Source organism: Enterococcus lactis (genome assembly GCF_015751045.1).
In the GTDB taxonomy this organism is placed as follows: domain Bacteria; phylum Bacillota; class Bacilli; order Lactobacillales; family Enterococcaceae; genus Enterococcus_B; species Enterococcus_B lactis.
In genome coordinates, this window is sequence record NZ_BNJW01000019.1 from 28,512 (window position 1) to 42,305 (window position 13,794).

Annotated in this window: 13 protein-coding genes; 4 read left to right on the plus strand and 9 right to left on the minus strand. The window is 39.0% G+C overall.

The window, feature by feature from the left end; all coding sequences use genetic code 11:
• Window positions 1-131: 131 nt before the first annotated feature.
• Window positions 132-1,208, minus strand: a complete 1,077-nt coding sequence (locus tag KFO35_RS10435) for a D-alanine--D-alanine ligase (protein WP_002293424.1) — start codon at window positions 1,206-1,208, stop codon at window positions 132-134.
• Window positions 1,209-1,403: 195 nt separating this feature from the next.
• Between KFO35_RS10435 and KFO35_RS10440 the strand changes: the two genes are divergently transcribed.
• The gene (locus tag KFO35_RS10440; protein ID WP_002315566.1) at window positions 1,404-3,149 is read left to right on the plus strand and encodes an ABC1 kinase family protein; all 1,746 of its coding nucleotides are present in this window, start codon (window positions 1,404-1,406) and stop codon (window positions 3,147-3,149) included.
• Between the two features lie 183 nt (window positions 3,150-3,332).
• Here the strand turns inward: KFO35_RS10440 and KFO35_RS10445 are convergent, their stop codons facing one another.
• The 7 genes from KFO35_RS10445 to KFO35_RS10475 all read right to left on the minus strand — a co-directional run bounded on the left by KFO35_RS10445 (window position 3,333) and on the right by KFO35_RS10475 (window position 9,193).
• Window positions 3,333-3,800, minus strand: a complete 468-nt coding sequence (locus KFO35_RS10445) for a YaiI/YqxD family protein (RefSeq protein WP_002315565.1) — start codon at window positions 3,798-3,800, stop codon at window positions 3,333-3,335.
• Window positions 3,784-5,157, minus strand: coding sequence for a hypothetical protein (locus KFO35_RS10450; protein WP_002315564.1), 1,374 nt, complete (start codon window positions 5,155-5,157; stop codon window positions 3,784-3,786). The genes KFO35_RS10445 and KFO35_RS10450 overlap by 17 nt, the downstream gene beginning before the upstream one ends.
• 322 nt (window positions 5,158-5,479) lie before the next feature.
• Window positions 5,480-5,968: a GNAT family N-acetyltransferase gene (locus tag KFO35_RS10455; protein ID WP_002315563.1), complete on the minus strand. Its 489-nt coding sequence runs from the start codon at window positions 5,966-5,968 to the stop codon at window positions 5,480-5,482.
• A gap of 21 nt (window positions 5,969-5,989) precedes the next feature.
• Window positions 5,990-6,592 (minus strand): TVP38/TMEM64 family protein, encoded by a 603-nt coding sequence (locus KFO35_RS10460; protein WP_002293431.1) that lies wholly within the window; start codon window positions 6,590-6,592, stop codon window positions 5,990-5,992.
• Between the two features lie 463 nt (window positions 6,593-7,055).
• On the minus strand, window positions 7,056-7,685 hold the full coding sequence (gene udk / locus KFO35_RS10465) for a uridine kinase (RefSeq protein WP_002289751.1): 630 nt from the start codon (window positions 7,683-7,685) through the stop codon (window positions 7,056-7,058).
• Window positions 7,686-7,768: 83 nt separating this feature from the next.
• On the minus strand, window positions 7,769-8,464 hold the full coding sequence (locus KFO35_RS10470; protein ID WP_002315562.1) for a YjjG family noncanonical pyrimidine nucleotidase: 696 nt from the start codon (window positions 8,462-8,464) through the stop codon (window positions 7,769-7,771).
• A 12-nt stretch (window positions 8,465-8,476) separates the two neighbouring features.
• Window positions 8,477-9,193, minus strand: coding sequence for a 16S rRNA pseudouridine(516) synthase (locus KFO35_RS10475; RefSeq protein ID WP_002315561.1), 717 nt, complete (start codon window positions 9,191-9,193; stop codon window positions 8,477-8,479).
• Window positions 9,194-9,521: 328 nt separating this feature from the next.
• Between KFO35_RS10475 and KFO35_RS10480 the strand changes: the two genes are divergently transcribed.
• From KFO35_RS10480 to KFO35_RS10490, 3 genes are all read left to right on the plus strand, one after another.
• Complete coding sequence (locus tag KFO35_RS10480) at window positions 9,522-10,130, plus strand: 50S ribosomal protein L25/general stress protein Ctc (RefSeq protein WP_002315560.1); 609 nt, start codon at window positions 9,522-9,524, stop codon at window positions 10,128-10,130.
• 325 nt (window positions 10,131-10,455) lie between these two features.
• Window positions 10,456-10,779, plus strand: a complete 324-nt coding sequence (locus tag KFO35_RS10485) for a DUF960 domain-containing protein (RefSeq protein WP_002289744.1) — start codon at window positions 10,456-10,458, stop codon at window positions 10,777-10,779.
• A 180-nt stretch (window positions 10,780-10,959) separates the two neighbouring features.
• Entirely contained in the window at window positions 10,960-12,330 is a 1,371-nt protein-coding gene (locus tag KFO35_RS10490) for an MATE family efflux transporter (protein ID WP_002293436.1), read from the plus strand.
• Between the two features lie 128 nt (window positions 12,331-12,458).
• On the opposite strand, the gene KFO35_RS10495 is transcribed toward KFO35_RS10490, so the two are convergent.
• On the minus strand, window positions 12,459-13,760 hold the full coding sequence (locus tag KFO35_RS10495; protein WP_002315558.1) for a hemolysin family protein: 1,302 nt from the start codon (window positions 13,758-13,760) through the stop codon (window positions 12,459-12,461).
• Window positions 13,761-13,794 lie beyond the last annotated feature (34 nt).

Genomic DNA, 13,794 nt, shown 5'->3' on the forward strand with positions numbered 1-13,794 from the left:
TTGTGAAAAAAGCGTTTGGCCTAAACGGCGGGTTCGCATGACTCTCACTTCCAAGTAAATTTCTCTATTCGTATTTAGAAGCTAGAATGAACGCGGTTACGCAATCACTCCAGCTTCTTCTTTATTTCTCTTTATTCATTTTTTTCAAAAAAAGATTGACGCTGATGGTATCGATTCATTCCTAATTGAATCAGTTCTTCAATCAAATCACCGTATTTCAAGCCCATGTTTTCCCATAAGAGTGGGTACATACTGAACTCCGTAAATCCTGGCATAGAATTTAATTCATTCAGGAATAATTCATTTTTATTTGTCAAAAAGAAATCACACCGGCTCAATCCGCTTCCGCCTAACATCGTGTAAGCTAACTTCGCGTACTCTTGCGCTTTTTGATAAACTTCTTCCGGCACTTCGGCTGGAATCTGCATTTCGATTTTATTATTGATATATTTGGCTTCATAATCATAGAATGCTACGTCTTTTACGACTTCACCAGGCAAAGTCGTCCGAACATCTTCATTTCCTAATACAGCAACTTCGATTTCGCGCGCTTCAATTCCTTGTTCAACGATTGCTCGAGAATCATACTGATAGGCTGTTGCTAAAGCATTTTGCAATTCTTCGCGGTTTTCTGCTTTTGTAATACCGACACTAGAACCCATATTCGCCGGTTTGACAAACATCGGATAAAGCAAAGAACCTTCACATTGATCAAATACTTTTTTAGGATTTTCTTTCCATTGATTCTTAAGTACTGGTACATAAGGAACTTGTGGCACACCAGCAGCTTGTAAAATATATTTGGTCATGATTTTATCCATGGCACATGCACTGGTCAATACGCCTGCGCCGACATAAGGCATATTCAATGTCTCTAAGAAGCCTTGGATCGTTCCATCTTCTCCGTTTGGCCCATGTAAAACTGGAAAAACGATGGCTCCTTCTTCTTTGATTTCGCCCGGATTGATCACTTTTCCTGTAAAGCCTTCCTCTGTCTGTCCACTTGGGTCCCATGAAAGATGCAAGACATCTTTGCTGGCAGGTTTTTCTGTTAGTAATGGACCTTTGACCCATTGTCCTTCTTTTGTAATAAATACGAGTTGAACTTGGTAATAATTATAATAAATGGCATTTAAAACTGAAAATGCGGAAAGAATGGACACTTCATGCTCTGCGCTGCGTCCGCCATATAGTAAAGTAATCTTCAAAAGATTGTCCTCCTGTATTCTAAATCGTTCAGTGATTTACTCTCATATTTTAGCACAAAACAAAAATAAACGAATAACTTATTTATAAAAAAACGAGTTGGTTTCTAAAAGAACAAACGTCATTTATTTTTTGTCAGCTAGATTATTTGTCCCGTTTTTTATAAAAAGTTATGATAAAGGAAAGGAGGGATGATGATGGCGCAAACAAATCCACGCAGCCGCTTGGCAGAAATCATTCGAGTGTTCATCAACTACAATGTAGTGCCAAACTTTGTACAGCAAAAAAATCCCGAACAGGTAAAAAAAGCCTTTGAAGAATTAGGACCCACCTTCATCAAGATAGGACAGATGCTTTCTGTTCGGGAGGACTTGCTTTCCTCTGCCTTCACTCAGACTTTTAAAACATTACAAGACAGTGTACCTAGCGACACATTTTCAACGGTCAAAAAGACGATCGAAACGGAACTTTCTCTTTCGGTATCAGATATATTCGATGATTTTTCCAAATCGCCTTTTGCCTCCGCTTCTATGGGACAGGCTCACCGTGCCAAGCTGAAAAGCGGTGACGCGGTAGTTGTTAAGATCCAACACCCTAACATTGCCGAAGAGATCCGCCTTGATCTTCAACTATTTGAGCGTGCAATCCCTTTGATCAAATACATTCCTGAAACTAGCGTAGTTGATCTAAAAGGGGTACTCCAAGAAGTAAAACGTTCCTTGATCAATGAAATGGACTTCTTAAAAGAAAGTCAAAATGGCGAACAATTCTATCAAAAGAACAATGGCTGGAAAGAGATCCGCAGCCCCAAAATTTATGACGCTTTTTGTTCGAAAAAAGTGATCGTGATGGAAGAAATGTCTGGTAAAAACTTGAATCATTTGATGAATGCCGAAAACGGAACAGAAACTTTTATCACCGGTATTCAAAACAAGCAGCTGAAACAAGAAGTTGCAAAGCTTTTAGTTGAGAACTTTATGAAACAGGTGTTTGATGATGGTTTTTTCCATGCTGATCCTCATCCGGGGAATTTGCTGTTCCATGTGCTAACAAAAGAAGAACAGACACGAGCTCGCCGAACAGCTGAAACAGTTCATGAAAAAGAGTTCGGTCCCTTTGCTTTTCGAGCCTCTACTTCTACAGAAGACCCTGTTGCGCCATATACGGTCAACTACATTGATTTTGGCATGATGGGGCATCTTTCTGCAGGTCTTAGGCAAAAGCTCACACAAGCCGTTTTAGCGCTGTATACGAAAGATGCTTATCGAATCGAAAAAGCGGTCCTTCGACTTTGTCAGCAGGAAGGCTTATTTGATGAAAGTCGGTTTCATCAAGAACTGACAAGTTTTCTTGAACAATATTATGATTCCCCTATTGATGAAATCAACTTGCAAGAAGTATTCGCACAAGTCGTGATGATCTGTCATCAAAATAATCTGCAGTTCGACCGTGATATCACGCTTTTGCTGAAAGCATTCGGGACATTAGAAGGGGTAATCCGTGTCCTTGACCCTGAAGTTTCCCTCATGGAAGTTGCTTCGCCTTTTGCCCAACATTACTTTCTCACCCATTTGGATGTAGAAGATACATTGAAACAAAGTGGATTAGATCTATTAGAAGGAATGAAGGCTGCGCCTAAGATTCCACAACAACTCCATCATCTATTAGAAATGTGGACTTCGGGACAAGGAAAAGTCAATTTGGAATTAAAAAAGCAAGACAAATTATTGAACAGGATCGAAAGTATGATCAATCGGCTTGTTTTCGGTATGATTTTAGCTGCATTGATCGTAGGATCTTCCCTCCTTGTCCAAGCTGCACCTGTAGAAAACGCAGAGGTCGTTTCCTTATTAGGGATATTTACGTATGCTATTGCCGCATTTGTCATTATTTTTTTAGCAATCGATGCATTGATCCAAATGTACAAGAAGAGGAAAAAGTAGAAAAAAGTTGAGAGAAAGCTGTTCTGTCTCAAGCAATAAGAACGACCAAATAAAAATAGCTCCTCCTATTTTACCGTTTTTTGAGCGAGTACCGAAGAACAACAAAAAAAAGGAACAAGGAATCCATTTATCCTGTTTCCCTGTTCCTTTTTGGTGTATTCGCGCACAAGTAAACTACCTTCGTTACCTACTATCTTCTGTACTTGGTAAACCTTGGTCAATTGCCTTTTTCAACGCTTGACGAAAAGCCGTATGATCTTTCTCCGTAAAAGGTTTTGGACCCTTTGTCCTTATGCCAGCTTTTCTTAACTTCCCACTATGGTAACGTTGTTCGAGAAGCGTACCGATATTCGCTTCGTCAAATTCTTTTCCAGAGTGATGGAACACTCGAACACCCTTCGGCAATACAAGTGAAGCTAAACCATAATCTTGCGTGATCAAAAAGTCATTCTTCTTAACCATACCGACGATTTTATAATCTGCACTATCAGCTCCACGGTCTACGTAGACGATTTGGACATGATTAGCGTATTCTTTGGTCGTATAATGATCTACACTGGTTACGATAATCACGTCGAGACCATAGGATTCTCCTAACTTTATGACGTCGTCTTTTACTGGAGAACCATCCCCATCAATGAATAGCCTCATTCTTTTTCGCCTTCTTCCATAAATGATATACAGTCACCAATCCGCTCATTAAAAGACCGACATTGATCCATTTGGCTAAAATAAGCAGTTGCGCACTTGCTATCGGCACTGCTCCATGGTTCAGCATGATTAGTAGTAGATGGATTGGCTCTCCCATTTCTTTTGCTAAAATAAACAAAAGCGTCATCAATAAAAACTGGTGGATCACACTTCCTTTATTTTGAGTAGTGTATTTGGCAATAATCCGACGATCCATTGGAATAGCTACATCGGTTTGATAGTATTCCTTATTTAGCCAACTGCCTGTTACTACGTGCCAGAAACTAAGCAGAAAGACACCTATCGCAAAACCATTTGGAATCAAGAGGACCAACAAAGAAGAACTCAGTCCAAGCAATTGCGTAGCCAATGGAGACCATGATAAACGTTTCAAAATCAATGGTCCGACTATTTTTGCTGCAATCAAACCGGCAGCATAAGGCAAATACATATAAAACGGAAGTTTCTCTAATCCGTACAGTATGCCAACATAAAAACTGCTAAACAAAAAAAGAAAATTCCCTAGCATTCCATTTAGAAAAGTAAACAGATTCAGCCAACTTGGCAACTTCCATTCCTTCTTCTGGTGGCCTAAGACGAACACGAACACAATGAACAACACCAAGAAACCATAAACAGCAAGATCAAAAAGCCTTTCATCGAATAACAATCGGGCATTTCTCAAAAGAAACAATAAGCCAAAGAACACCAAAAATAAAACAAGCTCCCGCGTAGCCACTAGGTTTCTTTTAATATCTTTGAAATCCAGTTCGTAACGCGGATAATGACTGACCGTATGGTAGGCCATGACGTAAAAAAGTGTATAAATCGTAAAGCTTGCTGCAATCTGAGTCGGTGCAGGCAGTCCGATCGCTTGATACAGGAGAAATAGCCAGATAGCTGCAAATAAGTATTTTTTCCCATCCATATTGATAAAGCCTTGCGTCTTCTCATGGAAATTGACCGTGATATTAGCAGGTACAAGCCATGCTGCACTCAGCCCTAGAAGAACACTTGAAAAATAAAACAAAGGAAAATAAAATACGCCTAGTATTCCAAGTAATGAACCAGTACCACCAATCAGCAAAGCAATCATCAGCAACGTGTAACTATCTAGACCAAATCGTAGACTATTGACTAAAAACAGCCCAGTCATCCGAAAGGCATAAAACAGCGTAAATGGCAAAATCGTCAGCCAATTATGCGAATCTGTTATTCCTAAAAATAAAAGATAAGGAATCAAAATAACCGTATTGCTTAAGATAAAGGGCGTTGTTTGCGTAAAATTGCGCCCAAATCGTTTGAGTTTTTCGAACATGACAATGGCTCCCTTAAACAGTCTTATAACTAATCTGCTCTTCGATTTTAGCATTAAAGGGGAAATAAACCAATTTTACAGAATATATTCTTGTAAAAAAAAATGCAGAAAGAAGCATAAGCTTCTTTCCGCATTTTTACGGTACTTGATTACTCAAGCAGACAAGCCCTTCTCCACAAAAGTCTTGCCCGACACCCCTGCATCCGGCAGGTGATAAAGATAGAAATCAATTATCCTGTGCCTCCAAAATCAATTAGGAGCTCTGTAAACCAGAGTCCTTCTCGACCCGTCGCATGAGGTTACTTTAACACAGTTCCTAAGATTATGCGAGAGCTTTTTTCATTTTATAATCGACCATTTGAAATCCTTGACCGATATCTGAAACAAGTTCTTCTGTAATCTCAAACCCTTCATGCTTATAAACCTCGATTGCTTGGTGATTTCCCTGGTTCACTCGTAAAAAAATCTCTTTTTCCTTTGTTTGCGCAACAAGTTCTTCATACCAGCGAAAAACCGAAGAAGTCAATCCTTGGCCACGGGCTTTATTCAGCAAATATAATTTACTTAAATAGATTTTACCTTTTATCTCTTCATAAGCAGTGTAACCGACAGTCTTCCCTTCACTTTTTAATAAAAAATAAGAAACGCCTTCTGCCAGTTCTTTTTGGATCTGCTTTTTTGACTGATAAGTTTTCAGCATATAATCGACTTGTTTTTGACCAATAATTGGTACAAAAGCTTCCGGCCATACTTCTTGAATGACTGCCATCAGCTCATCCAGTTCATTTTCTGTTACTTTTATTTTTTCCATACACCCACGTCCTTTTTTACATTATAAATGACCTTGCGCTTGATGGAATAAAAAGAGCATGATCATACTGTACACACCTACCGACCACGGCTTCAAGAAAATCACGATCTGCATAAACTCTCTAAAAGATAATTTCGTCAAACCAGCTACTAGACAGATCAAGTCGTCTGGCGCAAAGGGAAGCAGCAAGGTAACGACTAATACTTTTTTGATATCTTTCGTTTTTCTTGTCAGCAATTCATCAAATTTTTGATACTTTTTTGGCGATAAAATAAGCTGGACAAAGGCTACGCCATAGTAACGGACAAGCAAAAATCCGATTGCTTCCCCAATCACTAGACCAATACAACTATATAAAAGCCCAAATCCATTGCCAAACATCAGCATGCCAGCTACCGAAGAAATCCCTCCCGGCAAAATAGGAATGATCACTTGGATCACTTGCAACAGAACAAATACTATCACTGCATACTTGCCGAATTCCTGGATAAACGCTTGCAAAGACGTGCTTGAACGAAAGATCCCATGATGATAAGCATAGAGAATCAACACAAAGAAAAATAACAGACCGATGATTGGCATGATCTGAAGACATTTTTGTAAAACTGATGCTTTTTTAGACATCTTTCTTCCTCATATCTTTTTTCATTTGCTAAAACTGCCTCCTTAGGGGGGTGATGCAAAAGTAGCTTCTTCGGAAAATTCCTTCTTATTTATTGAAGCTGACTACTTCTGACACAACCTCTTGTTAAACGGTGTTCAAAAGCTTGCATCTGCGATAATAAACCCAACCAAACGAAAAACATGAGAAGCTGTTTTTGTTTGATTTGTTCTTATTACTGGATGCAGGGCAGCTTTTTCACGACCTCTGATTCACGGTGCTCAATCAGCTGACCTTCGGTATTAGCTCAAAAAACGGTAAAATATAAGGAACTATTTTTCCGTTTTTTCTCTCTAATACTCAAGTCAAGACGCTGATTTCACAACCTCTTGTTATAAATAAAAAAACAGTTGACTGGTGACTGTTCAAAAAGCAGGATCCTTGCTTTTCAAACGGTCGCAGTCCGTTCAACTGTTTCGCTGCGCACTATTTATGGTTTAAGAAACTAGCCACTTTTGTTGTAATCAAATCAATAGCAACGTGGTTTTCTCCGCCTTCTGGAACAATGATATCCGCATAGCGCTTCGTTGGTTCGATAAATTGATGATACATCGGTTTAACAACTGTCAAATATTGCTCGATCACGGAGTCCAATGTGCGTCCCCGTTCTTCCATATCCCGTTTGATACGACGAATAATACGAATATCATCGTCTGTATCTACGTATACCTTGATATCCATCAAGTCACGCAGACGTTCATCTTCTAAGATCAGGATTCCTTCTAGAATGATCACTTCTTTTGGTTCCTGAATGATCGTTGCCTGACTTCTTGTATGCGCTACATAGTCATACACGGGTTTTTCAATGGCTTTATAGTTCAGTAAGTCGCCTACATGCTGAATCAGCAGATCATTATCAAAGGCAAAAGGGTGATCGTAATTTGTGTTCAATCGTTCTTCAAAACTCAAATGGCTCTGATCCTTATAATAAGAATCTTGTTCAAGCATCATGATGGAATGGTCCGGGAAGTTGTTGAAAATCGCACGGCTGACACTTGTCTTTCCGCTTCCTGACCCACCCGTCACACCAATGATAATTGGCTTGCTTTTTGTCATTGACTAAAACCTCTTTCGTATCCGTTTTTTCATTCTAATCTATTATAGCGAAAAAACACGAAAATGCTATATTTTTCTGAAAATTAATCCTTTTCAATTTCCAATAATGAGTAAAGTTCTTCTAAAGAATCAATTCGATAAGTGGGTTGGATCTCTTCGATTTCCGGCAATTTGTTTTTATTGAACCAAATCGTATCGATCCCTGCCATGTTCCCTCCTTTGATATCAGAAGTCAGTGAATCACCAATGATCACCGTCTGCTTTTTATCAAGATCAGGAATGTGGGAAAATACATGATCAAAAAATTCTTTCATCGGCTTTTGCGCTCCGACAGCTTCTGAGACAAATATATCTTTAAAATAATCAAGCATTCCTGCATCTGTTAAACGCTGATATTGAGTATGCGACACACCGTTCGTTACAATATAAAGTTCGGCGTGAGGATGGAGCTTTTTCAGAAGTTCTAGACTTCCCGGAACAAGATCATGTCCTTGATTCAAGTAGTGACGATAGCGTTTCTCCATTTGGCGACTATCTACTGTTTTCCCAAATTGCTGGAAGAGTAATCCAAAACGACTGCCTGTTACTTCTTCTCGTGATAGTCTGCCCTTTTCAAATTCCTGCCATAAATGATGATTCAAAGCCTTATAGCTCGTTTTGATTTCTGGTGTCAATGTGATCCCTTGCTCTGCGAACAAAGCACTTAAAGCATTTGCCTCAGTTTGTTGAAAGTCTAGCAATGTATCATCAACATCAAACAATAAAGTGTTATATCTCATCTTTTTGATCTCCTATTTAAAATAAATACTTAACTTTTTCATCTCTGCTAGCGTCAACGATCGGTACTCGCCTACTGCCAACTGTTCATCTAATTCCAATGGTCCCATGCTTAACCGCTTCAATGCGATCACTTTCTTTCCTTGGGCTAAAAACATCTTTTTGACTTGATGGAATTTCCCCTCTTGGATCGTCAATAAAACGGTACTTTGGTGCTTGTCTGCTTTGAGTATTTTTAGATTAGCCGACTGGCATTGGTACCCATCAGCGAATACGATTCCTTTTTCAAATGCTGCTACGTCTGCTGATGTCACCCTTTCGTTCACCACTGCTTGATAAGTCTTTGAGACCTTTTTTTCAGGAAGGAGCATTTCATATCCCAATTGGCCATTCGAAGTAATCAGCAATAGTCCTGTTGTATCTCTATCCAGTCTTCCCACTGGATAGAGCGGCTGAAAACGATCGGCACTTGCAATCAGATCGATTACCGTCGTCTTTTCTGGATCTGACACAGCAGTCACAGCTTTTTTAGGCTTGTTGAGAAGATAGTAGGACTCATTTGTTTCTAAATGTTCACCTGCTACTTCAATCCGATGCAGCAAACTGTCTACATTTCGATTTTGTCGAAATTCGACTGTGCCATCGATCATCACTTGCTTCAAAGCAAACAGCCGCTTCATTTCCTTACGTGTCGTTTCTAATTTTTCTTCTATTAATTTATCTAAGCGCATACCGTTTCCTTTCTTATTACTAATAAGAATTATACCTTGAATATGTTTGCTTGCAAATAAATCATCAACGTTATTCCTTGACTTAACTAGCAGTTCGCGTTACGGTTAAAGAGTAAAGTGAATTGGATTTCTCATACACAGCGTAATGACCTGGTGGAGAAAAGTTGAATCCTGACTTTCTAAGGGGAGATGCGCACATCTCTCCTTTTGCGTTTTTTTAAGCGCCCTGCCTTCGATGATGTGCAAGAGATTAGCCTTTAGAATTCACTTAAATAAAATCTGTCCGTTACCAAAGCAGACAGTCACATTTTAAGGAGGAATTTTGGTTATGTCAGTATCATTAGAAGTAAGTAAAAGAGAAGTACGTCCCCGTTCATTAAGAAATAAACTTCGTCATGAAGGGAAAGTTCCAGCTGTTGTTTATGGGTATAAAATAGAAAGTACCCCTATCTCATTCGATGGTTTGACACTAAGCAAATTGCTGCGTGAACATGGAGCAAACAAAGTTATCACGATGGACATTGACGGACAAAAAGTCAATACATTGGTTCATAAGATCCAAACGAACACTTTTACTAATCATTTCGAACATGCAGAATTTCTATCTGTCAACATGTCGGAAGAAACAGAAGTCGAAACAGAAGTCGTTCTTGTTGGCGAATCAGTTGGTGTTAAATCGGGTGGAGTGTTAGCTCAAAACTTGTATACAGTAGTCGTATCTGCTACACCAGACAAATTGCCTGAACGAATTGAAGTCGACGTGACAAACTTGGAATTAGGCGATTCTATTACAGTAGCCGATCTTCCAAAAAACGACGATTACAAGTTCGTGACCGACAGTGAAGAACAAATTGCTGCTGTAGTCGCTCAAAGTGAAGAAGAAGAAAGCACAGGTGAAGGTGGCGAACCAGAAGTAATCGGTTCAAAAGAAGAATAATACTGAAACAATCAGGTGGTGTTAGAAGCGGCGGGTCAGCAGCTTTTAACACGCCTTTTTTATTTCTAATCGTTTATTTTCATATGGGGCTTCCGCTTTTGTAAATAGCTTTGCAAACGAAAAATGCTGATTTACCAAGCTTTCCCTCGCATATTTTTATGGTACCTTTATAAAAATTTATAGTTTGAAAAAAAGTATTCAATTATTGTTGCATTTTTCCTGATTCTTTATTAGAATGAACCCTCGTTAAAGTAAGTATTTCTAGTTTATCCTATGATTGATTATAAAAATAAAAACATTCGTTGATTCGAAGGAGGTTAACCAGATGTTTGAAAGTTTTGATAGCAGCCGCAACCGTTACGCTTCAGTTGGTGTAGTATCAAGTTTGCCAGATGAATTGATTGACAGTATATGGTTTATTATTGACCTAGATCTTAAGGGAGTCATTCCATTAGAAAATATATTAACCTTTGATTTGATCGAAAATCGTGGAAAAGTGACGATGCATTTTTCTCAAGCAGGAAGCAATGTGGAAATGGATATTGATTTGCCGTTTGCCTATTCGAACCAATTTCCTGCTCAAGTATACGCCTATGATGACGGTACGAGAGAAACGATCCTTTTACCAAGTGAGATCAGACAATATTAAGGTGATAGATAAACGTGGATGTCCCTTATTTACAGACCAGGCCAAGTTGTTGATTCTTTGACTCAATTCTTGGCTTCTTTTTATGGAATTTCATCAATTATCATTGATTTCTAATTGGTATTCTCAGGATAAACGCTATATACTACTAACTAAATTTTAAAGATATAAGGAGTTTAAAAGATGCGCGATTTAACAAAAGGAAGCCCCGCTAAACTGATTTTGCTGTTCACTGTTCCTTTACTGATCGGAAACGTTTTTCAGCAGTTTTATAATATGATCGATATGATCATCGTGGGTCAGACACTAGGTAAAAATGCGCTGGCAGCGGTTGGTGCAACTGGAAGCCTGACATTTTTGATCATTGGTTTTGCCCAAGGGTTAACAGCTGGTTTAGCCATTATTACTGCACAACGTTACGGTGCAAAAGATTATCGGGGTCTGAAGAAAAGTTTTGCTGCTAGTGTTGTTATTAGTCTTGTCGTCACTGTGATTTTAACTGTCCTGAGTCTCCTGTTTATTCGTCCGATGCTTCAGTTGATGCAAACTCCTCCTGAAATAATTGATCAAGCACAAACATTTATTTCAATTATTTTGTTAGGGATCTTTGCATCCGTCAGTTTCAATTTGCTTTCTAATGTCATTCGCGCACTTGGTGACAGCCGCACACCATTATTCTTTCTGATCATTGCGGTCATCATCAATGTCGTACTTGATTTGATTTTTATTATCTATTTTGGTATGGGTGTGGAAGGTGCAGCTATTGCTACCGTAATCGCACAAGTTTCTTCTAGCGTACTGTGTCTTGTGTATATCAAGAAAAAGATGCCTTTATTACAGTTACGCAAAAAAGATTTCAATTTTGACAAAGAAGAGTTTCGTGTACATCTAAATGCAGCTTTGCCAATGGCGTTCCAGTCTTCAATCATCGCTGTCGGTGCTATCGTATTACAAGCAGCGCTAAATAGCTTAGGGACAGATGTTGTGGCTGCTCAAGCCGCTGCTGGTCGTATTGATCAATTTGCCAATCAACCGATGATGTCATTTGGTATCGCAATGGCGACTTTCACTGCACAAAACTATGGTGCAAAGGAATATGGCCGAATCTTGCAAGGTGTACGACAAACTTTATTGATGAGTGTCGGATTTAGTCTTTTAGCAGGTGCTATCGTCATTTTCTTTGGACATTTCTTTGTTCAACTGTTTGTTAGCCCATCAGAAACACATGTATTTGAATTAGCACAAACCTACTTCAATATCAATGGGTCTCTTTACTGGATCTTAGCAGTCCTGTTCATTTTACGCTACACGCTTCAAGGTCTTGGACAAAGCAAGATTCCTACGATCGCCGGTATGATGGAATTGCTTATGCGTTCTTTTGCAGCTATCGTTCTTACAGGAATGTGGGGGTATCCAGGAGCCGCAGCAGCTTCTCCTCTAGCTTGGATCGGCTCTGTTGCTGTGTTGCTTTACTCTTACATGCGTTCGATGAAACAATTGAAACACATGGGTGAAGAGGAGCATTTCACGTTAGAACATGCCGAAGCAAGGTAACCTTGATTAAAAGAAATCGGTGCGGCTAAAAATGAAAACTTTTATTGAAAATATCTTCTTCGTTTACCGAAAACAGTTTTTTTAGATAACAAAAGGCTGTGACATTTTTTGTCACAGCCCTTTTTCATTTATTCTGCTTCTCTTTCCATGGTCTCTACTTTGAAATAATCGATATGTGCATGCTGGTATTCTAATACCGTGAAGCGAAATGAGGCAATCTCAATGATCGTTCCTGCGTTTATTTCTTTGTATCGGCTAGAAGCAAATCCCGCAAGTGTAGTAAAATTCGTTTCTTCAAACTCTGGAATCTCTACATGAAAATAACGTTGGAAATCATCTAATGTTAGTTTGCCGGAGACGATATAAGAGCCATCTGACTGTTCCGCTATCAACGCTTCGTCCAAATCTGTCTCATCCCGGATTTCCCCGACGATTTCTTCTAAAATATCTTCAATCGTCACTAAGCCGCTTGTCCCTCCATATTCATCTTTTAAGATAGCAATATGTTTTCCTTTTTTTCGCATGATCGTCAATAATTTTTTTATAGGGATCGTTTCAGTTGTGACGATTGGCTCTTCAATCAAATGTTCTACTGTCAGTTGGTCATCTTTATAAGATTGCTTGATCAAATCTGGTAAGGTAACATAACCTAGAACATTGTCTTTGGATTCTAAAATCACTGGATAGCGAGTATGTCCTTGCTCGATCGAAGCTTTTATCGCTTCTTTTACTGTTTCTGAAGCTTCGAATACTTGCATAGACGTACGATCTACTTGTATATCTTTTGCCAAGGTATCATCAAATTCAAACACGTTTTCCAAATAATGATATTCTTCTTTGGTCAACTCTCCTTTTTCATAAGAATTCAATGCGACTAATGTCAGCTCTTCTTGAGACAAGGTTTCTTCTCCTTCAGATACGAGGCGCACACCTAAAAGCTTTCCTAGACCCGCCGCCGAATGATTCAATACCCAAATAAAAGGAAACATTACTTTATAAAAATAATGAAGCGGTTTGACTACGAACAAGACGACCTTCTCCGTATTGACGATACTATAGCTCTTAGGAAGCAGTTCGCCAATAACCACATCGATATACGTCACTAAAATAAATCCTAGCGCCACAGAGATTGTACTGCTGATAGCCGAACTGAAAGGTAGTTTACCAATCACTGGTTCCAGTAGAGCCGCGACAGAGCCTTCACCGACCCACCCGATGATCAGACCGGTTAGCGTAATTCCTAATTGACTAGCTGATAAATAATTATCTAAATGGTGTGTAACATGAAGAGCTAGCTTGGCGTTCTTCACGTTTTCCTTTTCTAGTTGTTCCAATTTTGATCGTCTGATTTTCACTAAAGCAAATTCACTTGCTACAAAAAATGAAGTAATTGCGATCATCAAAAATAAAATAATGAAATTGATAACCATATTCTCCCGCCTTCCTCTTTTTCTATTGTACCCT